The following is a 21,342-nucleotide window of genomic DNA, read 5'->3' as shown; positions in this document are numbered from 1 at the left end:
GATCAGGTGCGCCATTTCAAGATGGTCCAGCGCCAGGCGTGGCGCAGCACCAGGGGAGTCAACGCGAGGGCGCTCAGCCAGTGGGCCCAGCTGGCAAGGTTGCCCAGGCTATCGCCCGGGGTGCCGTGCAGTACCAGCAGCAGTCCGCTGGCCAGACAGACCAGCAGCAAGGCTTCGATGATGCGCCCAGTGGTGCGCAGGAAAGGTTTGCGGCTCTTGCGCAACAGGCTGCGATGGGAGAGCCAGAAGGCGCCGAACAGCAGGGGGAACAGGGTGAGCGAGAGGGCGACGTGCAGGAACAGGTTCCAGCGTGCCAGCGACCAGAGCGGGGTCAGCGGTTCCCACAGCAGCAGGCCGGAGAAGAACATCAGATAGAGGGAGCCCTCGGCGGCCTGATGGTGATAGGCCAGCCACTGCCAGCAGTGTCGTGGTGAGAGGGAAAGGCTTGTCATAGGTGCTCCAACGCCCGGGCAGTAAAGCCCGGGGGAGCAAGTTTACAATGCAGTAAAGGTAATGAAAAGAGTTATCAATTCGACCTTTGATGAATAAAGGCTGAATGAAAACCGGCGCTACTTGTGGTCCGCCAGCCGCTCGGTCACCGCGTAGATGAGCGCTGCGGTGGAGAAGGCGAGGAAGACGATGACCGACCACTTCATCTCAATCTCGTTGCCGGTACCGTCGGTCAGGAAGGCCTTGAGCACCTCGATCCCGGCGATGGTGACCAGGGAGTTGATGACGATGAGTTTGAGGGAGGCGAAGTTGATCTTGCTGAGCCAGTTGTCGCCAAGGGCTGCCCGCTGCTCCGGGGTCTTGATGAACTGTACGTAGCCGCAGATGGCCACCAGGATAAGCATCTGGGCCACCAGCACGAAGTCCACCAGGGTTAGCACCCCTGTGATGAGATCCAGATAGGGGATGTCGATGATGTCGCGACACAGCTCATAGAGCTGCATGGCGAACTTCACCATCAAGAGGGCGACACAGACAAGGATGCAGACATAGAAGGGAAACATCATCAACCGGCTGCCATTGAGCATTAAGTTGAAACGGCGCATAGAAACTCCTGAATCGAGTGGGGGTCGCAAAGGGCAAAGCATGTCTCTACCCTCTGACAATAAACGGTCTGGACAAGATGATGTCGCTCAAGCAGGACATGACTTATCGGTTGATGTGGTCAATAGATGCACAACCAGGGTGCAATAGAGGACGACCAGCAACAACGTCGCGAGTCGATCCCATACCAGGTGCAGCCCTTGCTGATACTGGGGCAAGGCGGTTCCCAGCAAAGTGATGTAAACCGTCATTGCGGTTTGCACCACCACTTTGGGCCAGGTTGCCGCCAATCGTCCCGCCAGCCAGATGCTGCCGGCGAGCGCCAGCAGTGACAGGAGCAGGGGAGACTGACTGATGTAGGCCAGCAGGATCACCGGGGTAGCCAAGGCCGCCGCCAGCAAGTTGGCCTGCAGCAGTGGTTTGCTGTTCATTCGTGTCAGATGGGGGTCGCTGGCGCGCAGCAGGTTGGCAATCGTGGCCCCAATCAAGATGGCACTGCTGTCTTGCAGCCAGATGGCGATGCCGATGGCCAGCAACAGAGCGGCGCTCTTTCCCAGGATCAGCATCACCCTTTCATCACCGCGCATGGCGGTCAGAGGCGTTAGCGGAGGGGAAGGCCGGGGCCAGATGGCAAAGGCCAGCAGACACCATAAATAGGCGATCAGAAAGGCTTTTCCCATCAACACGGGGAGTGCCAGGACCAGCGATGGCTGGCTTTGTACCAGCACCATCGTCATCGACGACACGATCAGCACCAGCAATCCGGGCAGATCGTCAGGGTTTTTGCCAAGGCGGGCAAAGGCCAAAACCACAACCGCAGCCATGGCCAGCCAGAAAGCGACGGGATTGGTGCCGACCACATGTGCAAGAAAACAGATGAGCGCGGTACAACCGACGATCAGTGCCAGCATTCTCACTATCATCATCAGCGGCAGGCGCGTCGGACTCAGCATCAGCATGATGACGATGAACATGGGGATCAGAAAGGGCAAGGCCTGACCCGTGGCCAGGGTAACCGCCAGTGCCGCCATGGGAATGACGCCAAGACGCAGGCTGCATTGCCACCACGCTTTGTTCATCATCAGGCAATATAGGTCAGCAGGCTGACAACACGGATCCAGCCGGCGGCAATCGTATCCATTATGCCCACCTTGTTGGGATAGAAAATGACGGTGGCCTGGGAGCCATAGCGCAACCCGCGGGGGAGTGCCTCATCCAGTACCAGGCTCACTGGAAATTGGCGCGCACTGGGACTGTTTTGTGGTGCCGTGAGCAGGCCGGTGGTCTGGTCTGTGGTGGTGTTGCCAGCACTGCCCCAACCCAGGGTATCGAGGTGAGCTTTGAAGACGCGGCCGGGGAGCACATCGAAGACCACTTCGGCCTTGATGCCCGGTCGCAGGTACTCCAACGAGTTCTCGGGCAGCATACAGCTGATCCAGACCGCCGAGGTATCGATGAAGGTCATTGCCGGACTTCCCACGGCGGCATACTGGCCTGGCGCCAGCTGTATGTTGGTAATGGCCCCCTTGTTGGGCGCTTTGACCGTGGTGCGAATGAGATCGAGTCTGGCTTTGGCCAGGGCGGCCATCGCTTCTTTCAGCTTGGGATTTTCATTGCCGGCGGGCCCGAGGCTCTGCTCTGCACGGCGCAACTCTGCCTGTGCGGCCGCCAGGGAGGCTATGGCTTGCTGCAAGGTTGCCGTCGCCTGATCCCGCTGCGCGATAGACATGACCCCTCGTTTGGCCAGCTCGACCACCCTGGCGGCATTGTCGGCAGCGTTATCCTTGGCCGATTTGGCCTGTACCACCTTGGCCTGGGCGGTTTGCACCGCGGCAGTGTCAGCCCCGATCGATTGCCCGACAGCTGCCACATGGGCTTCAGCTTGGGTGACGGCAATCAGATAGGGCTCCTGGTTGATTTGAAACAGAGGCATGCCGGCGGAAACCTGCTGATTGTCACTGACTTCCACCGCAGTCACCCGTCCGGCCACCTCGGGGGCCAGGCGGATCAAAAAGGCCTGCACCGTACCCTGACTGCTCATCGGGGTCAGGCGTTGAGCAAACAGCACATAGACCAAGACGATCAAGGCAAGCATGACCAATTGCAGAGTAAGACGCCGGACGGGATCTTTTGGCTGCTTGGTGGCTTGAGCAGGCACAGCTTCTTTTTGCATCGCATCCTCAGACATGCCAAGGGGTCCTTTTGACGGTGTGAACAGGGGCGGTAATTGTGATAACGAATATCCGGCAGAGGCAAGCAAAAAAGCAAGGGTGATGTCGTGAAAGGGCACGTAAGGAGAGGATGCCGACACCTGGGCTGAGGCCGTTCGGTGAAAGTACAAGCCACGGTAGCCTGTATTGTAGCTTCGAACGTTGGATACGAAAAAGCCCAGCCATAAGGCTGGGCTTTCGAATGTGGCTCCCTCGACAGGACTTGAACCTGTGACATACGGATTAACAGTCCGCCGTTCTACCGACTGAACTACGAGGGAATTGGCTCCTCCTACTGGACTTGAACCAGTGACATACGGATTAACAGTCCGCCGTTCTACCGACTGAACTAAGGAGGAATTGCCTGTCTCGTCGAGACGGTGCGGATATTAATGGCCCGTCCGCCGAGTGTCAACCCGCGATCCGCTGCAAAAAGGGGATTTCGGACCGTTTGCCCAAAACTTGGTCGCTGCGGACTATTTTCAGCACAATCAGCAGCTTGGAGTGAGCCTCGCAGGCTCGCCAAGGGGGAAGCCGCCGAGTAAGGAGGGAGGTAGACGAAATGCATTGGCTGCCGGGACAAGATGAGGGAGGGGCGAGCGCCGGCACAGTATCCGACGGGCAGATATAAAGAGGGGGAGGGAGCACGACAAGAATAAGGAAGGGAAAAATTGGTTAGCAGGCGAAGTGAGTGTGCTGCGTAATGGTGAGAAAAGTGGTCGATATGCTGACTATCACCGGCAATATTGCGTGGTAACGGTCATTCATTGATCCCGCCCATCGAAATATTTCATCGGCTGGGGTATGGTTGGCCAGGATACCATCGCCGTGTCGACAGCTCTGCCGGCCCTTGATGATGATCGGGCGCCGGTTCAATCCGGCCTTTATCTCCCTCTTCTGGTATTACGAATACATGCACAACCAAGCACCTTTGCAAAGCGTGAAGCTGGCCATTGCTTTACGCCAATCCTGTATTGACGAACCCTACAGCGTTCCCCGCTTCGGCCGCGACCTGATCGCCGGCATCACGGTCGGCATCATCGCCATTCCGCTGGCCATGGCGCTGGCCATTGCCAGTGGTGTGCCGCCCCAGCACGGTCTCTATACCGCCATCATCGCCGGTATCGTCATCGCCGTGACCGGTGGCTCCCGCTTCTCCATCTCGGGGCCGACCGCCGCCTTCGTGGTGATCCTCTATCCGGTGGCCCAGCAGTTTGGTGTGGGTGGCCTGTTGATGGCGACCCTGATCTCGGGCTTTTTCCTGGTGGCCATGGGGGTGGCCCGGCTCGGACGCCTCATCGAGTACATTCCGCCTTCGGTGACCCTGGGCTTTACCGGTGGTATCGCCATCGTGATCGCCACCTTGCAGATCAAGGACTTCTTCGGTCTGCAGGTGCCCGAGATGCCGGAGACCTATATTGGCAAAGTCGAGGCACTGGCCCATGCCCTGCCCAGCTGGCAGTGGGGGGATACGCTGGTGGGGGTTGCGACCCTGGCGGTACTGCTGCTCTGGCCGCGCCTGCGTCTGCCAGTGCCCGGCCACCTGCCCGCCGTGCTGGTGGGGGTGGGCCTTGGCTTTGGCCTGCATCAGTTCGGGGTGGACGTGGCCACCATCGGCAGCAAGTTCAGCTATACCCTGGCCAACGGTAGCCAGGGCATGGGGATCCCGCCCATTGCGCCGACCCTGGTGATGCCATGGGCCCTGCCGGGGCCGGATGGCTCGCCGGTGGAGTGGAACCTGGCCGCCATCGAGCGCCTGCTGCCCGCCGCTTTCTCCATGGCGATGCTGGGGGCCATCGAATCCCTGCTCTGCGCCGTGGTGCTGGACGGCATGACAGGTCGCAAGCACAGCTCCAACGCCGAGCTGGTGGGGCAGGGGCTTGGCAACATAGTCGCCCCCTTCTTCGGCGGCATCACTGCCACCGCCGCCATTGCCCGTTCCGCCGCCAACGTGCGGGCCGGGGCTACCTCTCCCATCTCCGGCATCGTGCATGCGCTGGTGGTGTTGGCGGCCATCCTGGTGCTGGCGCCCTGGCTCTCCTGGCTGCCGCTCTCGGCCATGGCGGCCCTGCTGCTCATCGTCGCCTGGAACATGAGCGAGGCGCACAAGGTGGTGGAGCTTATTCGCCGCGCCCCCAGATCCGACGTGCTGGTGCTGCTGGTCTGCCTGTCGCTGACCGTCATCTTCGACATGGTTATCGCCATCACCTTCGGGGTGATCCTCGCCTCCCTGCTGTTCATGCGCGAGATTGCCAAGATGACCAAGCTGCACAATCTGGCGGATCACAAGCGCTACGCCCAGGAAGTGCCGGAGCAGGCGCTGCTCTACAAGGTCAACGGCCCGCTGTTCTTCGCCGCCGCCGAGCGGGTGTTCGGCGAACTGGTGGCCCAGGTCAAGGGCCACAAGCTGCTGGTGCTGCAGATGGAGGCGGTCTCCATCCTGGACGCCGGCGGCCTCTCCGCCTTCCTGCAGTTTGAAAAACAGATGGCCAAGGCGGGGGTGCAACTGAGGGTGGCCGAGCTGCAGTTCCAGCCGCTCAAGACCCTGGCGCGCGCCAAGGTGCGTCCTGTGCCCGGTCAGCTGGAGTTTTACGGCTCGCTGGAAGAGGCACTCAAAGGCGAGCATTTGCACGAAGCGGCTGGAAATTGATTGAAAGGGATACGAAACGGCATGTTTTTAGTCACTTGGTTCGGATAATGAGCAAACGAACGCAAAAAGTGAAAAATTGCATTGACCGCATGCCGTCGTATCCCGTACATTACGCCCCGTTCCAGCGCAACAGCGCAACGAACGAAGTGCTGGCTGAGCACGTTAAACAACAGACCGAAATTTGGTGAGGTGACCGAGAGGCTGCCCATCGACGAAGTCGGCAAGATGCACGCGCAGCGTGCTCTGAAAGCCACTTCAAGAAGTAAAAATTTGGTGAGGTGTCCGAGTGGCTGAAGGAGCACGCCTGGAAAGTGTGTATACGGCAACGTATCGAGGGTTCGAATCCCTCCCTCACCGCCAAATAAAACAAAAGGCCCCGTCGCAAGACGGGGTCTTTTGTTTTATTTAGTCATGAATCTCTCGGCATCATCCCCCTGGGAACGAGGGGCAGTGATTTCCCCGCCGGACATGTATCCGGGCTGCTCCGTGCTCTATAGCCCCGTTATTGGGTGCCAAGGCGTGCCATCACTCGGCGGTGCCCATCAATCTGGGTAAGCATGCCAATACCGCATCCAGGGGCTCGCTGCTTTGATGGGCACGGCACAACACGATGGCGCCCTCTATGCTGGCGATGATCCCCAGAGCACAGGCTCTGGCAGAGGCGTCGGCCTGCCCCTGTGCCATCAGGTGATCGGCAATCAGCTGTTGCCAGTGGCCAAAGACCTGGGCCACCGCCTCCTTGATTGGCTTCCCATCCTCTTCATGCTGCGCTTCGATGGCCGCTGCCACGATCGGGCACCCCGCGCGAAAGTGAGATTGCGTCAACCGCTCACGCCAGTGGGATACAAACAGACCGAGACCCTGCCTGGCATCGGCCTGCAGGCAGCGCTGCAGTTGCTCGGATGCCTGGGCGCCGGCCCAGTGTATTGCCTCCGTCACTATCTGATTCTTGCCGCCGGGAAAATGATGATACGTGGAACCCAGGGGAGCATCGGCGAACTTGCTCACTTCACGGATGCTGATCCCTCTCAAACCATGCCGTGCCAGCATGGCGGCAGCGGCCTCAATCACCCGTTGACGCCCGGTCGATGCGCACTCTTTCACGCTGCACCCTCTTGCTATGACGAGTGTCATAGTATAGCGTTCGGAGCATGACTATGACAATCGTCATACTTCAGGGAGGAATATGGCTGCTATCTCGTTTCACACCGACGATGACTATCTGATCCAGGGGCAACTGTACCCGGCAACAGGGCAGGTGCAGGGCAAGAGCATCGTCGCGGGGGCCACTGGCGTGCCGCTGGGCTTCTATCGTCGCTTTGCCGAGTTCGCCAGTGAGCAAGGGTTTACCACCCTGACTTTTGACTACCGGGGCATAGGCGCGTCAAAACCCGCGTCACTCAAAGGCTTCGAGATGGATTTGCTCGATTGGGGAAGGCGCGATCTGGCCGCCGCAGTGGAAACCATGAGCGGGAACGATCTCCCCCTGTTCGTCATCGGCCACTCCTATGGTGGGCACGCCTTCGGCCTGCTCCCCAATCATCGGAAAGTATCCGGGCTCTATGTCTTCGGCACCGGGGCCGGGTGGCACGGCTATATGCCCTTCAGCGAGCAGCTCAAGGTGCTCACCATGTGGAACACAGTGCTGCCGCTGCTGACCTGGTGGAAAGGCTATTGCGCGTGGAGCCTGCTGGGCATGGGAGAAGACTTGCCAAAAGGCGCCTTTGTACAATGGCGATACTGGTGCCGTTTTCGTCACTATTTCTTTGACGACCCGGCGATGCGTGGCATCGAGCGTGCTTATCAAAGCGTCCAGACTCCCATTGTGGCGGCCAATGCGCTGGACGATCGCTGGGCGATGCCCGCATCACGCGACGCCTTCATGAAGCACTACAGTAATGCTCCCGTGACTCGTGTTGATCTCTCTCCTCATACTTTGGATGGAGCAATCGGCCATATGGGCTACTTTCGCAAGTCTGCCACGCCTCTGTGGCAGGCCAGCCTCGCCTGGTTCAAGTCATTGGAGGGGATTCGCTGAGTCCATGCGGATAAGGTCGTGGCACCTTGCTCCTGAATTCCCCATCAGGCAAAGGCCCCGTCGCAAGACGGGGCCTTTTGCTTATCGGGGGCCGGTTTGTCACCTCGCGGTGGCCGCCCTCAGCTTGATTGTTCAGGCCAGCTTCAACATCGGCATCTGTTCGCGGCTGTCGCAATGCGCGAGATGCACCCGGCTGGTCAGGCGGGTGAGCAGCTCGTAGGGGATGGTGCCTATCTTCTCGGCCACCTGCTCCACCGGCAGCCCTTCTCCCCACAGGGTGACCGCATCCCCCACCTTGTCGCTGGCCGCCGGGCCCAGATCGACGGTGATCATGTCCATGGAGACCCGACCCACGATGGGCACCCGACGGCCATTGATCAGCATGGGGGTCCCTTCGGGAGCCATGCGCGGGTAGCCATCGCCATATCCCGCCGCCACCACGCCGAGGGTGGTGTCCCGATTCGCCACCCAGTGACCCCCATAGCCGACTGCCTCGCCCTGCAGGCAGGCGCGGGTGGCGATGAGCTGGCTCTTGAGGGTCATGACCGGACGCAGGCCGTGGTCGGCGGCGAGCTGGCCGGTAAAGGGGGAGGCGCCGTAGAGCATGAGGCCGGGCCGGATCCAGTCACTGCGCGAGGCCGGCCAGGCGAGGATGCCGGCGGAGTTGGCCATGGCCCGCTCGCCCGGCAGATGGGCAGAGAGGCGGTTGAACTCCTCGATCTGCAGCAGAGTGGCCTGGGTATCCTGCTCATCGGACTGGCTGAAGTGGGTCATCAGCTGGAACGGCTGCACTACGTTGTGGCAATGACTCAGCCGCTCGATAAAGGCGGGCAACTCCTCGGCGCGCAGCCCGAGCCGGTTCATCCCGGTATCGAGCTTGAGCCACACCTTGATGGGGGCGGGCAGAGTGGTCTGCTCGAGCAGCGCCAGCTGCTCCCAGGTATGCAGGGTGGTCTGCAGATCGTGTTTGGCCAGCAGCGGCAGCGCCTCGGCACTGAAGAAGCCCCCCAGCACCAGAATGGGCTTGGTGATGGCGTTGGCACGCAGCACCAGCGCCTCCTCGACCCTTGCCACGGCATAGGCATCGGCCTGGGCGAGGGCATGGGCCACCGGCAGCAGCCCGTGACCATAGGCATTGGCCTTGAGTACCGCGATGATCTTGCTGTGGGGGGCGTGGCGGCGTGCCACGGCGAAATTGTGCTGGAGTGCATCCAGATCGATGCTGGCCGTAACTGTGTTCATCATGGGGTCGGGTGTCTGCTCGATGAGAAGTTGGCTGCTGGTCTCAATCCTGATCCTGTGATCCCGGTGGCTGCGACGAGCAAACGGGGGGTCACCGAACCATGTTGTTTTATATGCTTTAAATTGTGAAAAGATGTTATCAGTTGTTTTTTGGTTGGTAAATTATGTGGCGAATGGGAATGTGAAAATGGGCAAAATACGGGATATTACTCTGTATAAATTCGCCTGCCGACGCTTTCTCTGGCTCCCTATCGGGCAATATTTATCACTGGTTTTGCCCCTTCAAACGGGAGGGAGATCGCGCCTTTTTCGCACATTGCTGGCGGTTTTTTGCACCGGCTGCGCGCAGGGGGGGGGTTGCCGACCCTTGGCCAAGGTGCGGGGAGGGGCAGGCGCATGGTAGAGGAGAAAGCAGGCTGCCAGATCCATGGAGGGTGAAGGTGGCACTGCTGGATGCTCGTCGAGCTGGCGGGTGGCGCACGCGGCCGGGGGAGGCAGATCATCCGTGGCCAGGATGGTGAGGCATGGATGTGGGCCGGTTAATTAATCAAGCGGCGAAGATCAGCCTTGAACAGCAGGGCGAGTTATTTTTTAAAGCTGATAATAAATATCGTTAGCGCGTCCATTCCACTTGTTTACATATAAGAATACAAATATAAAGGTATATATTATCAACCACTTTTGGCGAGGTAAAATAGCCTATGGCTGGTAACATAAAGACCCTGTCAAATAGTGTGACAACGCTTTCATTCTGATTATTTAACATCACGAATTAACGGGTAATTTAAATGGTGTTAATTCTTTAAACTGCTAAAATACCCCCTATTGGGTATTTTTATCTCCTCGAGATGGTTTTGTAAGTATATGCTGCATATGAAGTTTTTAAATTAATTGTGATGAGTTTCTATTTGAGTAATGTCCCGTCACTTGATGGAGATCAACACAATGCCGGGGGGGAGTACTTAGCATTTCCGCTATTAAGCATTTATCAAACAAGTGCTCACTACGGGAATAAAAAGAATGGTCGAGGATACTTTTTTATCGGCTCATGGAATTAATCGCCGTGACTTTATGAAATTGTGCGCCGGGATGGCCGCAACCCTTGGATTAAGCCAGCATGCCGTGGCCAAGATGGCCACCGCGCTCACCAGCCCCGAGCGGCCACCGGTGATCTGGATAGGGGCGCAGGAGTGTACCGGTTGCACCGAATCGCTGCTGCGCGCCACCCACCCCACCATCGAGAACCTGATCCTCAACACCATTTCGCTGGAGTACCACGAGGTGCTCTCGGCGGCCTTCGGTCATCAGGCCGAAGAGAACAAGCACAATGCCATCGAACGCTACAAGGGCAAGTATGTGCTGGTGGTGGATGGTTCCATCCCGCTCAAGGATGGCGGCATCTACTGCATGGTGGCCGGTGAACCCATCGTCGACCATATTCGCCGCGCGGCTGCCGATGCGGCAGCCGTCATCGCCATCGGCTCTTGCGCCGCCTGGGGCGGGGTGCCTGCCAGTGGTGGCAACCCGACCGGCGCCGTCAGCCTGGAAGAGGCCCTCGGCAACCTCGGCACGCCGATTATCAATATCCCGGGCTGCCCGCCCAACCCCCACAACTTCCTCACCACTGTCGCCTACTACATCACCTACGGCAAGCTGCCGGCGCTCGATGCCAAGAAGCGGCCGCTGTTTGCCTATGAGCGGCTCATCCATGAAAACTGCGAGCGTCGCCCGCACTTCGACGCCGGCCGCTTTGCCAAGGAGTTTGGCGACGAGGGCCACCGTCAGGGCTGGTGTCTCTATCACCTGGGCTGCAAGGGGCCGGAGACCTACGGCAACTGCTCGACCCTGGAGTTCTGCGACGTGGGCGGCGGCATCTGGCCGGTGGGCATAGGCCATCCCTGCTACGGCTGCAACGAGCAGGGAGTGGGGTTCAGCAAGGGGATCTTCCAGCTCGCCAAAGTAGAGAACCCGACTCCGAGGGTGGATAAACCAGATGTGAAGATCCAGGAGGGGGGCTATACCTCGCCCACCGCGACTGGCCTGATCGGTGGCGCCCTCGGGGTGTTGGTGGGGGTGAGTCTGATGACGGTGCGTGAACTCGGTCGCCAGCAGAAACGCCACGAAGCCGGGCAGTCCCCATCACGGGAGGAGTAACCGTGAACAGACGCAACTTCCTCAAATTCGCCTCCGTCGGTGCGCTGGCGGCTGGCACCACCGTCTCCGGCACTGCCCTGGCGGCGGCACAGAACAAGCCACCCATTCCCGGCGCGCTCGGCATGCTCTACGACTCCACCCTCTGCGTCGGCTGTCAGGCCTGTGTGGCGGAGTGTCAGCGCCTCAACGGCAACCCGGCCAATCCAGCCGGGGCGCAAACCTGGTCCAACAACGACAAGCTGACCCCCTACACCAACAACATCATTCAGGTGTGGAAGAGCGGCACTGGCGAGCACAAGGATCAACTGGTGGATGGCTACGCCTACATCAAGAAGCAGTGCATGCACTGTGTCGATCCCAACTGCGTCTCCGTCTGCCCGGTGCAGGCGCTGACCAAGGATCCCAAGACCGGCATCGTCCATTACGACCCGGACGTCTGCACCGGCTGCCGCTACTGCATGGTGGGCTGCCCGTTCGACGTGCCCAAATATGACTACGACAACCCGTTCGGGGCGATCCACAAGTGCGAGCTCTGCAACCAGAAAGGGCTTGAGCGCATCGATCAGGGCAAGTTGCCCGGCTGCGTCGAGGTGTGTCCCACCGGCGCCGTCATCTTCGGTACCCGCGAGGCGCTGATGGCCGAGGCCAAGCGCCGGCTGCTGGCCACCCCGGGCAGCGAATATGCCTACCCGCGCCAGACTTTCAGCGCCAACGATCCCTACCTGCATGAAGTGCCCAACTACCAGCCTTACGTCTATGGCGAGAAGGAGGGGGGCGGCACCCAGGTGCTGGTGCTGGCCGGGGTGCCCTACAGCAAGCTCGACATGCCTGATTTGCCGGAGCTCTCCTCCGGGGCGCGCTCCGAGCACATCCAGCACACCCTCTACAAGGGGATGGTGCTGCCGCTGGTGGTGCTGACCGGGCTCTCGGTGCTTATCCGTCGCAACACCAAGAATGGTCACAATCACCATCATGATGATGGCCATGATCAGGGGAGTGCGCAGATCAAGGGTCAGGGCACCACAAAGGGAGGCAAGGATCATGAGTAATCACAAGGCGTATCCCCTCGGCGGCAAGCTGGTCAGCTGGCCGGTCATGGTGCTGGCGCCGTTCGTCATCCTGTGCGGCATGCTGATCCTCAAACGCCTCATCTTCGGGCTGGGTTCGGTCACCGATCTCAACGGGGGTTATCCCTGGGGGCTCTGGATCTCGTTCGATCTGCTGATCGGCACCGGTTTCGCCTGTGGCGGCTGGGCGCTGGCCTGGGCGGTCTATGTGTTCAACCGGGGCGAGTATCACCCCCTGGTGCGACCGGCCCTGCTGGCGAGCCTGTTCGGCTATTCCCTGGGCGGCCTCTCCATCACCATCGACGTCGGCCGTTACTGGAACCTGCCCTACTTTTACATTCCGGGTTTCTTCAACACCTCCTCGGTGCTGTTCGAGACGGCGGTCTGCATGACCATCTACATCGGGGTGATGGCGCTGGAGTTTGCCCCCGTGCTCTTGGAGAAGTTCGGCTGGAAGGCCTCCATGGCACGGCTCAACAAGATCATGTTCTTCATCCTGGCGCTGGGGGCCCTGCTGCCCACCATGCACCAATCCTCCATGGGCTCCTTGATGATAGTGGCGGGGCAGAAGATCCATCCGCTCTGGCAAAGCTACGAGCTGCTGCCGGTCTTCTCGCTTCTGACCGCCTTCATCATGGGCTTCTCCATCGTGGTGTTTGAAGGCTCCCTGGTGCAGGCGGGACTGGCGGGGCGCGGCCCCAACGAGAAGTCGCTCTTCTACAAGCTGACCCAGGTGATCGACATCTTCCTGATCCTGTTCGTGGCGCTGCGCTTTGCCGAGATCGTCATCAACGACAAGTCGGCCTATCTCTCCGAATTCAACCGTTACTCCATCATGTTCTGGAGCGAGATCGCGCTGATGATCTTCCCGCTGCTGGTGTTCCACTGGGACAAGAGCCGCCGCGATTCGCGCATGTTGTTCCTGGGGGCCCTCAGCATGCTGCTGGGCGCCGCCCTCTGGCGACTGGACTACTCCCTGCTCGCCTTCAACCCCGGCAATGGCTACCACTACTTCCCCTCCGCGGCGGAAGTGCTGATCTCCCTGGGCTTCGTCGCCATCGAGGTGTGTGCCTATTTGCTGCTGATCCGGCTGCTGCCGGTACTGCCATCACTTGAACGTGTTCACCAAGATTATCAGGCCCGAGGGAAAGCCAACGTATGAGCCAACGTATCACCATAGACCCCATCACCCGCATCGAGGGTCACCTGCGTATCGACTGTGAAATCGAAGGCGGCGTCGTCACCAAGGCCTGGTCGTCCGGCACCATGTGGCGCGGGATGGAGGAGATCGTCAAGGGCAACGACCCGCGCGATGCCTGGATGATAGTGCAGCGCATCTGCGGGGTGTGCACCTCCATTCACGCCATCGCCTCGGTGCGGGCGGTGGAGAACGCCATCGGCGCCAAGGTGCCGGTCAACGCCCAGTACATCCGCAACCTGATCATTGCGGCCCACAACATCCACGATCACATCGTCCACTTCTATCAGCTCTCCGCACTGGACTGGGTGGACATCACCGCGGCCCTCGAGGCCAATCCGCAAAAAGCGGCGGACATGCTCAAGGGGGTATCGACCTGGTCCCTCAACAGCGCCGACGAGCTGACCAAGGTACAGGAGAAGATCCGCGCCCTGGTGGCGAGCGGTCAGCTCGGCATCTTTGCCAACGGCTACTGGGGCCACAAGGCGATGAAACTGAGCCCGGAGGTGAACCTCATCGCCGTGGCCCACTACCTGCAGGCGCTGGAGTGCCAGCGCGATGCCAACCGCATCGTCGCCATCCTCGGCGGCAAGACCCCCCACATCCAGAACCTGGCGGTGGGCGGGGTGGCCAACCCCATCAACCTGGATGCGCCGAGCGTGCTCAACCTCGAGCGACTCATGTATGTGAAGAGCTTTATCGACCGGCTCGGCGAGTTCATCGAGCAGGTCTACAAGGTGGATACCGCCATCATAGCCGCCCACTACCCCGAGTGGCTGAACCTGGGGCAGGGGGCCAAGCACTACCTGAGCGTGCCCGAGCTGCCCACCGACGGTGACGGCGGCAGCTTCCTGATGCCGGGCGGCTACATCGAAAACGGCGATCTGGCCGGCTATCGTCCCATCGAGAGCCATCAGGATGCCTGGCTGATGGATGGCATCGCCGAGAGCAACAAGCACGCCTGGTACAAGGATGACGCCCCCCTCAAACCTTGGGAGGGCAAGACCGAGCCCAACTACACCGGCTGGCAGGATGACGGCAAGTACTCCTGGGTCAAATCCCCCACCTTCTACGGCAAGGTGGTGGAGGTGGGGCCGCTCGCAGACCTCCTGGTGAAGCTGGCGGCCAAGCACCCGGAGACGGTGGCGCATTTCGATCAGCTGAACGGCCTCTACAACACGCTAACCGGTTCAGCCATCAAGACTGAACAGCTGCACTCCACCCTGGGCCGCATCATCGGCCGGGCGGTGCGCTGCTGTGTGCTCAAAGACACCTTGTCCCATCAGTGGAAGGCGCTGGTGGACAACATCGGCAAGGGGGATGTCAGCGCCTATATCAAGACCGAGATCCCGGCGGACAAAGAGTTTCGCGGGGTGGGCTTTGAAGAGGCGCCGCGCGGCATGCTCTCCCACTGGGTAGTCATCAAGGGCGGCAAGATCGCCAACTATCAGGCGGTGGTGCCGTCGACCTGGAACTCGGGGCCGCGCAACTTCAACGATGAACCCGGCCCCTACGAGCAATCCCTGGTAGGCACCCCGGTGGCCGATCCCGCCAAGCCGCTGGAAGTGGTGCGCACCATCCACTCGTTCGACCCCTGCATGTCCTGCGCGGTGCACGTGGTGGATACCCAGAGCGGCGACGTGACTCAGGTGAAGGTGCTGTGATGAACACCCTGATCCTGGGCGTGGGCAACCTGCTGTTGAGCGATGAGGCCGTCGGCGTGCGGATCGTCGAGGCGTTGGAGCGCGACTACCGCTTCGCCCCCGGCATCGAGCTGCTTGACGGCGGCACCGCCGGCATGGAGCTGCTCGAAGCGATGGCCAGTCGCGACCACATCATACTGGCGGACGCGGTGCGCAGCGGCAATCCACCGGGTACCGTGGTGACCCTGAAAGATGAGGAGATCCCAACCCTGTTCGGTCGCAAGATCTCCCCCCATCAGCTGGGGCTGGCGGATGTGCTCTCGGCGCTGCACATGACGGGGGAATCCCCCAGGCGGCTCACCCTGATCGGGGTCGAGCCCGAATCCCTCGAACCCCGCATCGGCCTCACCCCCGTGGTGGCGGCGGCGCTGGGGGAGGCGACGGACCGGATATTGACCCTGCTGGCCAGTCTGGGGGCTCCGGCCATCCCGCTCTCTGAGCAGGAGAAGGCCGAGCGAGCGCGGGAGGGCCTATGGCGCAGTCCCATTTAAGCGAGGCTGAGAGAGTGCTGGAGATAGTACCGGAGACGGCGCAGGAGTTTGCCGGTTTTGCCACCAATCCCGCGTCGCTGCTGGTAGCCCAGTACGAGCGGATCGCTCGCGAAGAGATGCAGGCGTTGCCCTTCTATCACCCGGCCATGCCCATAGTCGCCGAGTGCACCCTGTTTGAAGGGCAGTGGCTTGGCTGCGTGCTCACTCCCTGGATGCTGAGCGTGGTGGTGCTGCCGGGGCCGGATCAGCTCTGGCCGGTGCGTGGTAGCCGCGATCGGCTCGCTCTGCAGCTACCCTGCGGCAACCTGACCTTTATGGTGGGGGCATTGCCCGAGACGGGGCAGTTGCTGGCCTGCTCGCTCATGTCCCCCATCGACCCGCATCTGGGGGCCGACGAGGGGCGGGCGCTGGTGAGCAGTACCCTCAAGATGCTGCTTTCGCTTCCGGTGCGGCAGGGGGAGGGCGGCGTGAACTTGAGCCGGCGCCGCCTGTTCAGCGGCCGGCGCGGCGACGCTCTGGGCGACACCCAGCGCTAGGTCTCATCTGCAATCAGGTTTAGAATAGGGGCCGTTTTGGCCCCTCACTCGCTTCTGTCGTGCCCCTGTTTTTCGATAGTGAGTGGTAAAACGAACAAGGGATCTTATGACCATTCAATGCTTTGGCTGCCACTCAGGCAGCAACGCAGGCCGCCGTAAAGGCCTCTCTGTCACGGCGGCCGCCTTGCTGGCCCTGCTCTCGGGCGGTTTCTCTTCCATGGCGCTGGCTGCCCAGCCCGTCCCCGCCGAACTCAAGCTCGCCATTGGCAGTGAGCCCACCGAAGGGTTCGACCCGCTGCTTGGCTGGAGCCACGGCAGCTACCTGCTGCTGCACAGCCCGCTGCTCAAGCAAAACGCCGATCTCAGCTGGCAGAATGTGCTCACCCAGGCGGTGACCCCGAACCAGGATGGCAAGGGGTGGCTTATCCGCCTCAAGCCGGATCTGACATTCTCCAACGGCGCGCCGCTCACCGCCGAAGACGTGGCCTTTACCTACAACAGCGCAGCCCAGGGCGGCGGCAAGATCGACATGGGCAACTTTGTCTCGGCCAAGGTGCTCTCACCTACCGAAGTGGCCATCAGTTTGAGCGCCCCCCAGAGCACCTTCGTCAACGTGCTGGGATCGCTCGGCATCGTGTCGAAGCGGGATTACGACGCAAAAGCTTACGCCCGCCATCCCGTCGGCGCCGGCCCCTACCGGTTGGTGAGCTTCCTGCCCGGCCAGCAGCTGGTGGTGGAGGCAAACCCCCATTACGCCGGCGGCAGCAATGACTTCAAGCGGCTGGTGTTTGTCTTTATCGATGAAGAGAGCGCCTATGCTGCCGCCCAGAGCCGCCAGCTCGACCTAGTGCGCATTGCCCCGTCACTGGCGCCCACCGTGCCTGCCTCCCTCAAGCTGTGGGTGCGGCCGAGCGTGGAGAACCGCGGCATCGTCTTCCCCATTCCTCCGGCGGGTGGCAAGGATGCCAAGGGTTATCCCATCGGCAACGACGTGACCTCTGACGTGGCTGTGCGCCGCGCCATCAACTACGCCATCGACCGCAAGCTGCTGGCCGACCAGCTGCTGGAAGGGCATGCCATCCCCGCCTACAGCGCGGTAGAAGGCCTGCCCTGGCTGAATAAAGCCACCGCTTTCAAGGATGGGGATGCCGCCCATGCCAACGCCCTGCTCGATGAGGCAGGCTGGAAGATGGGCAGCGACGGCGTTCGCCACAAAGGCAATCTGCGCGCCGCCTTTACCCTCTGGTACACCAGCGGTGACAGCACCCGCCGGGATCTGGCGGAAGCGGTGCGGGCCATGCTCAAACCCATCGGCCTCGAGGTGAGCCTCAAGTCCGGCAGCTGGGAGCAGGTGGAGCGCGAGATGCACGCCAATCCGGTGCTGATGGGGTGGGGGAGTCTGGATCCCATGGAGCTCTATCACCACTACCAGAGCGGCTCCGGTGGCGTGGAGTTCTACAACCCGGGTTATTACAGCAATCCGGTGGTGGATGGCCACCTCAAGCAGGCGCTGGATGCCCCCAACTGGCAGGCTGCCGTGCCGTTCTGGCAGCAGGTGGAGTGGGATGGCAAGCGTGGCGCCGGGGTGCAGGGGGATGCCGCCTGGGCCTGGCTGCTCAATGTGCAGCACACTTATCTCGCCAACCGCTGCATCGACCTTGGCAAGGGGGCGCCGGAAATCCACGGTAGCTGGTCACTCCTCAACAACCTGCAGGATTGGCGGTGGACGTGCCGCTAAGTTCGTCCACCATGATGACTGCCACTCTGAAAGCCCTGCTGCGACTGGCAGGGCTCTTGTGTCTGGTCTCTGTTGCCACCTTTGTGCTGCTGAGCTACTCCCCCATCGATCCCATCAAGGCCTATATCGGGAGCGATCTGCTCCATGTGCCGCCCGAGCAGTACGCCCGCATCGCCGCCCGCTGGGGGCTGGATCAGCCGCTCTGGCTGCGCTACTGGCACTGGTTTACCCAGGTGCTGCGGGGGGATCTCGGTTACTCCATGCTCTACAACGCACCGGTGGGTGAAGTCATAGGCCAGCGCTTTGCCGCCTCCTTCCTGCTGCTGGCGGGCGCCTGGCTGCTATCCGGTTTTTTCGGGATTTTGCTGGGCCTCTGCGCCGGTCGCTATCTCAATCGTTGGCCCGATCGCCTGATTTGCCGTTTTGCCTACCTGCTCGCCTCCCTGCCCACCTTCTGGGTCGGCCTGTTGCTGCTCGCCCTGTTTGCGGTGCACTGGCCGCTGTTGCCGGTCTGCTGCGCCTGGACGCCGGGGCTCTCTGCCGATGAAGCGGACTGGTTGATGCGATTGCGCCATCTGTTGCTGCCGGTGACTACCCTGGCGCTGCTCGGGGTGGGCAATATCGCCCTGCATACCCGGGGGCGGGTGGCCGAGGTGCTGGAGAGCGACTTTATCCGCTACGCTCGTGCTCAGGGGGATGGCGGCTGGCCCATGCTGCGTTTTCATGTGCTGCGCCACGCTCTGACCCCGGCGCTCTGCCTGCAGTTTGCCTCCCTTGGGGAGCTGATTGGCGGATCGCTGTTGGCCGAAAAGGTCTTCTCTTACCCGGGGCTCGGCCAGGCCACCGTGGATGCGGGGCTGAGAGGGGATATCCCCCTGCTGATGGGAATCGTGCTCTTCTGCACCCTGCTGGTCTTTATTGGCAACACGGTGGCCAGTTTGCTGCTGGCCCGCATCAATCGGGGCTGGGAGGGCGAGCATGCTGTTTAATCCGCTTCCCTCCATACTGCGGCTGGTTTTTGCCCTGCTCGGATTGGCGCTGCTGGCCACTTACGGCTGGAGCCTCTCTCATCAGGATGTGCCGATGGATCTGCTGGCGCGCCAGCAACCTCCCTCGCTGACCCACTGGTTCGGCACCGATCAGATGGGGCGGGATCTCTGGTTGCGGGCTTTTCAGGGCACCCTCACCAGTCTGGAGCTTGGCATCAGCACTGCGCTCTGTAGCGGGTTGCTGGCCATGGTGGCGGCCAGCGTGTCGCTCATTCATCCCAGATGTGATGCGGCGGTGCGGCTGGTGATCGACGCCATGCTGGCGCTGCCCCATATGCTGCTCTTGATCCTGATCTGCTTTACCGTGGGGGGCGGCATGCGCGGGGTGATCCTGGCGGTGGCGCTCACCCACTGGCCCAAGATGGCACTCATTCTCTGCGCCGAGGCGCGGCGGATCGCCTGCAGCGACTATGTGGTGCTGGCCCGCTGTCAGGGGATGGGGGCGCTACGTCGCTGGCGCATCCACCTGCTACCGGGGCTGTTGCCCCAGTGGTTTATCGGCACCTTGCTGATGTTTCCCCATGCGGTGCTGCACAGCGCGGCCTTGAGCTTTCTCGGCTTTGGTCTGGCGGCCCACGAGGCCTCGTTGGGCCTGCTGCTGGCCGATGCCCTGCGTTATCTGGCCGGTGGCGGTTGGTGGCTGGCCCTCTTCCCGGGACTGATGTTGCTGCTGCTGGTACTGCTGTTTGATCAGGCCACTCGCGCCTTGCAACAGCTGCTGTGGCACAGGAGTGAACCATGCTGAGCTTTGATCAGGTGACCATAGAGGCGGCCCACTACTCCTGGCTGGGGCGGCGCAGCTGGCAGCCTTTGCTGACCGATATCAGTCTACAACTGGCGCCGGGGGAGATAGTGGCGCTGGTGGGGGGGAGCGGCGAGGGCAAGAGCCTGTTGCTGCAAAGCGCTCTGACATTGCTGCCGGACAATCTGCGGATGCGCGGCAGCATCTCCCTCGATGGCACGCCCCTGTGCGACGCCAGCCGGGCCCGTCTGCGCGGCCACACCCTCTGCTATGTGCCGCAGGGGGTGAGCGCCCTCAATCCGCTGCTGACGGTGGAGCGTCAGCTGGGACGTGCGGCGCGTCTGTGCGGCCAGAGCGGTTCTCGCGAGCGGCTCGGCGAGCAACTGTTGCGCTACCAGCTGCCCGCGACCACCCTGGACAGATTCCCGCGCCAGCTCTCCGGCGGCATGGCCAAGCGTATTCTGGCCTGCACCGCAGCCCTCGGCGGTGCCCGCTACATTCTGGCAGACGAGATCACCGCTTGGCTCGACGAGGGGCTGGCCTGCCAGCTGCTCAGCCAGTTGCGTGAATTGGCCAATCAGGGCAGCGGCATCCTCTGGGTCACCCATGATCTGGCGCTGGCGGCCCGTTTTGCCGATCGCATCGTCGCGCTGCATCAGGGCCAGGTGAGCGACACCCTGAGCTGCCACCATCTGCGCCAGGGACAGGGGAGCGATATGCTCCGCGCCCACTGGCAGGCACTGCCCGAGTTCAATACTCTCTTCTCTGCGCCGGAGGTTTCATGATGCTGGAAATAAGAGATCTCACCATCGCCCAGGGGGAACGTCCCCTCTGGCAGGGGTTATCGCTGACGGTGAAGGCGGGCGAGCGGCTCGGCATCTCTGCGCCGAGCGGCCATGGCAAGACCACCCTGGGGCGGGTATTGGCCGGTTGGCAACCGGTTCGGGCTGGCGGGCAGATCCTGCTGGATGGGCAGCCTGTGCCTGAACGGGTAAAAGGTTATAACCCCATCCAGCTGGTGCCCCAGCACCCGGAGCTCACCTTCAATCCCTATCGCACCACCGGGCAGGCGCTGTGGGATGTATGGCGCCCCGATGACGCCATGCTGGCCCGCTTTATGGTCAAGCCTGAGTGGCTCGGCCGTAAACCCGGTCAGCTCTCAGGTGGCGAGCTGGCCCGCATCGCACTGCTGCGTGCCCTCGATCCTCGCACCCGTCTGCTGATTGCCGACGAGGTGACTGCCCAGCTGGATCCGCAAATTCAGCGCCAGCTCTGGCGGGAGTTGATGGTTGAGTGCGAGCAGCGCGGGCTCGCCATGCTTGTCTTCTGTCACCAACAGGCATTATTGCGCCAGATCTGCCATCGGGTGCTGCGCTTTGGCGAGATGCAGCCCGTGACTGGTGTATTAGCTGAAAATGCGGCCTGAGGATTGGTTCCCCCTCATCCCCAGCCCTTCTCCCGCAAGGGGAGA

19 protein-coding genes and 3 tRNA genes are annotated in these 21,342 nt (G+C 61.4%); 14 read left to right on the top strand and 8 right to left on the bottom strand.

Annotated elements, in window-relative coordinates:
• Window positions 1-2: 2 nt before the first annotated feature.
• The 6 genes from BN1143_RS10870 to BN1143_RS10845 all read right to left on the bottom strand — a co-directional run bounded on the left by BN1143_RS10870 (window position 3) and on the right by BN1143_RS10845 (window position 3,622).
• Window positions 3-452, bottom strand: coding sequence for a hypothetical protein (locus tag BN1143_RS10870; protein WP_005302000.1), 450 nt, complete (start codon window positions 450-452; stop codon window positions 3-5).
• Between the two features lie 117 nt (window positions 453-569).
• Window positions 570-1,055, bottom strand: a complete 486-nt coding sequence (locus BN1143_RS10865) for a YqhA family protein (protein ID WP_005301997.1) — start codon at window positions 1,053-1,055, stop codon at window positions 570-572.
• Between the two features lie 87 nt (window positions 1,056-1,142).
• Complete coding sequence (locus BN1143_RS10860) at window positions 1,143-2,135, bottom strand: DUF2955 domain-containing protein (protein WP_042050629.1); 993 nt, start codon at window positions 2,133-2,135, stop codon at window positions 1,143-1,145.
• On the bottom strand, window positions 2,135-3,241 hold the full coding sequence (locus BN1143_RS10855; protein WP_025201552.1) for an HlyD family secretion protein: 1,107 nt from the start codon (window positions 3,239-3,241) through the stop codon (window positions 2,135-2,137). The genes BN1143_RS10860 and BN1143_RS10855 overlap by 1 nt, the downstream gene beginning before the upstream one ends.
• Before the next feature lie 227 nt (window positions 3,242-3,468).
• A tRNA-Asn gene (locus BN1143_RS10850) sits at window positions 3,469-3,544 on the bottom strand.
• A 2-nt stretch (window positions 3,545-3,546) separates the two neighbouring features.
• A tRNA-Asn gene (locus BN1143_RS10845) sits at window positions 3,547-3,622 on the bottom strand.
• Between the two features lie 494 nt (window positions 3,623-4,116).
• On the opposite strand from BN1143_RS10845, the gene dauA reads away from it, so the two are divergent.
• Complete coding sequence (gene dauA, locus BN1143_RS10840; protein ID WP_197069865.1) at window positions 4,117-5,913, top strand: C4-dicarboxylic acid transporter DauA; 1,797 nt, start codon at window positions 4,117-4,119, stop codon at window positions 5,911-5,913.
• Window positions 5,914-6,185: 272 nt separating this feature from the next.
• Window positions 6,186-6,273 (top strand) — tRNA-Ser (locus BN1143_RS10835).
• Between the two features lie 165 nt (window positions 6,274-6,438).
• Here the strand turns inward: BN1143_RS10835 and BN1143_RS10830 are convergent.
• Window positions 6,439-7,017 carry a TetR/AcrR family transcriptional regulator gene (locus tag BN1143_RS10830; protein WP_042050628.1) on the bottom strand — a complete coding sequence of 193 codons (579 nt, stop codon included), beginning with the start codon at window positions 7,015-7,017 and terminating at the stop codon, window positions 6,439-6,441.
• An 82-nt stretch (window positions 7,018-7,099) separates the two neighbouring features.
• Here BN1143_RS10830 and BN1143_RS10825 point away from each other — a divergent pair, with 82 nt between their 5' ends.
• Window positions 7,100-7,951 (top strand): alpha/beta hydrolase family protein, encoded by an 852-nt coding sequence (locus BN1143_RS10825; RefSeq protein WP_042050627.1) that lies wholly within the window; start codon window positions 7,100-7,102, stop codon window positions 7,949-7,951.
• 132 nt (window positions 7,952-8,083) lie between these two features.
• On the opposite strand, the gene alr is transcribed toward BN1143_RS10825, so the two are convergent.
• Window positions 8,084-9,196, bottom strand: a complete 1,113-nt coding sequence (gene alr / locus BN1143_RS10820; RefSeq protein WP_197069864.1) for an alanine racemase — start codon at window positions 9,194-9,196, stop codon at window positions 8,084-8,086.
• A 1,017-nt stretch (window positions 9,197-10,213) separates the two neighbouring features.
• On the opposite strand from alr, the gene hybO reads away from it, so the two are divergent.
• The 11 genes from hybO (at window position 10,214) to BN1143_RS10765 (ending at window position 21,297) form a co-directional block, all read left to right on the top strand.
• A complete protein-coding gene (hybO, locus tag BN1143_RS10815) occupies window positions 10,214-11,347 on the top strand; it encodes a hydrogenase 2 small subunit (protein WP_042050626.1) in 1,134 nt (377 codons plus the stop codon).
• 2 nt (window positions 11,348-11,349) lie between these two features.
• Window positions 11,350-12,396: a hydrogenase 2 operon protein HybA gene (hybA, locus tag BN1143_RS10810; protein ID WP_042050625.1), complete on the top strand. Its 1,047-nt coding sequence runs from the start codon at window positions 11,350-11,352 to the stop codon at window positions 12,394-12,396.
• Window positions 12,389-13,576: a Ni/Fe-hydrogenase cytochrome b subunit gene (gene hybB / locus BN1143_RS10805; protein ID WP_042050624.1), complete on the top strand. Its 1,188-nt coding sequence runs from the start codon at window positions 12,389-12,391 to the stop codon at window positions 13,574-13,576. Before hybA ends, hybB begins: the two co-directional genes overlap by 8 nt.
• The gene (gene hybC, locus BN1143_RS10800) at window positions 13,573-15,276 is read left to right on the top strand and encodes a hydrogenase 2 large subunit (RefSeq protein WP_042050623.1); all 1,704 of its coding nucleotides are present in this window, start codon (window positions 13,573-13,575) and stop codon (window positions 15,274-15,276) included. The genes hybB and hybC overlap by 4 nt, the downstream gene beginning before the upstream one ends.
• Window positions 15,276-15,806, top strand: coding sequence for a HyaD/HybD family hydrogenase maturation endopeptidase (locus BN1143_RS10795; protein WP_042050622.1), 531 nt, complete (start codon window positions 15,276-15,278; stop codon window positions 15,804-15,806). Before hybC ends, BN1143_RS10795 begins: the two co-directional genes overlap by 1 nt.
• Complete coding sequence (hybE, locus tag BN1143_RS10790) at window positions 15,788-16,342, top strand: hydrogenase-2 assembly chaperone (RefSeq protein ID WP_042050621.1); 555 nt, start codon at window positions 15,788-15,790, stop codon at window positions 16,340-16,342. Before BN1143_RS10795 ends, hybE begins: the two co-directional genes overlap by 19 nt.
• A gap of 106 nt (window positions 16,343-16,448) precedes the next feature.
• Window positions 16,449-18,080, top strand: coding sequence for an ABC transporter substrate-binding protein (locus BN1143_RS10785; RefSeq protein WP_042050620.1), 1,632 nt, complete (start codon window positions 16,449-16,451; stop codon window positions 18,078-18,080).
• On the top strand, window positions 18,065-19,069 hold the full coding sequence (locus BN1143_RS10780; RefSeq protein WP_082038517.1) for an ABC transporter permease: 1,005 nt from the start codon (window positions 18,065-18,067) through the stop codon (window positions 19,067-19,069). Before BN1143_RS10785 ends, BN1143_RS10780 begins: the two co-directional genes overlap by 16 nt.
• On the top strand, window positions 19,059-19,874 hold the full coding sequence (locus BN1143_RS10775; RefSeq protein WP_042050619.1) for an ABC transporter permease: 816 nt from the start codon (window positions 19,059-19,061) through the stop codon (window positions 19,872-19,874). Before BN1143_RS10780 ends, BN1143_RS10775 begins: the two co-directional genes overlap by 11 nt.
• Window positions 19,868-20,656 carry an ATP-binding cassette domain-containing protein gene (locus BN1143_RS10770; protein WP_042050618.1) on the top strand — a complete coding sequence of 263 codons (789 nt, stop codon included), beginning with the start codon at window positions 19,868-19,870 and terminating at the stop codon, window positions 20,654-20,656. Before BN1143_RS10775 ends, BN1143_RS10770 begins: the two co-directional genes overlap by 7 nt.
• Window positions 20,656-21,297, top strand: coding sequence for an ATP-binding cassette domain-containing protein (locus BN1143_RS10765; RefSeq protein WP_042050701.1), 642 nt, complete (start codon window positions 20,656-20,658; stop codon window positions 21,295-21,297). The genes BN1143_RS10770 and BN1143_RS10765 overlap by 1 nt, the downstream gene beginning before the upstream one ends.
• The last annotated feature ends 45 nt before the right edge of the window (window positions 21,298-21,342 follow it).

It is taken from the genome of Aeromonas dhakensis (genome assembly GCF_000820305.1).
Classification (GTDB): domain Bacteria; phylum Pseudomonadota; class Gammaproteobacteria; order Enterobacterales; family Aeromonadaceae; genus Aeromonas; species Aeromonas dhakensis.
Note: the sequence above shows the minus strand (reverse complement) of the source record. Positions and strands in the feature narration are given on the sequence as shown.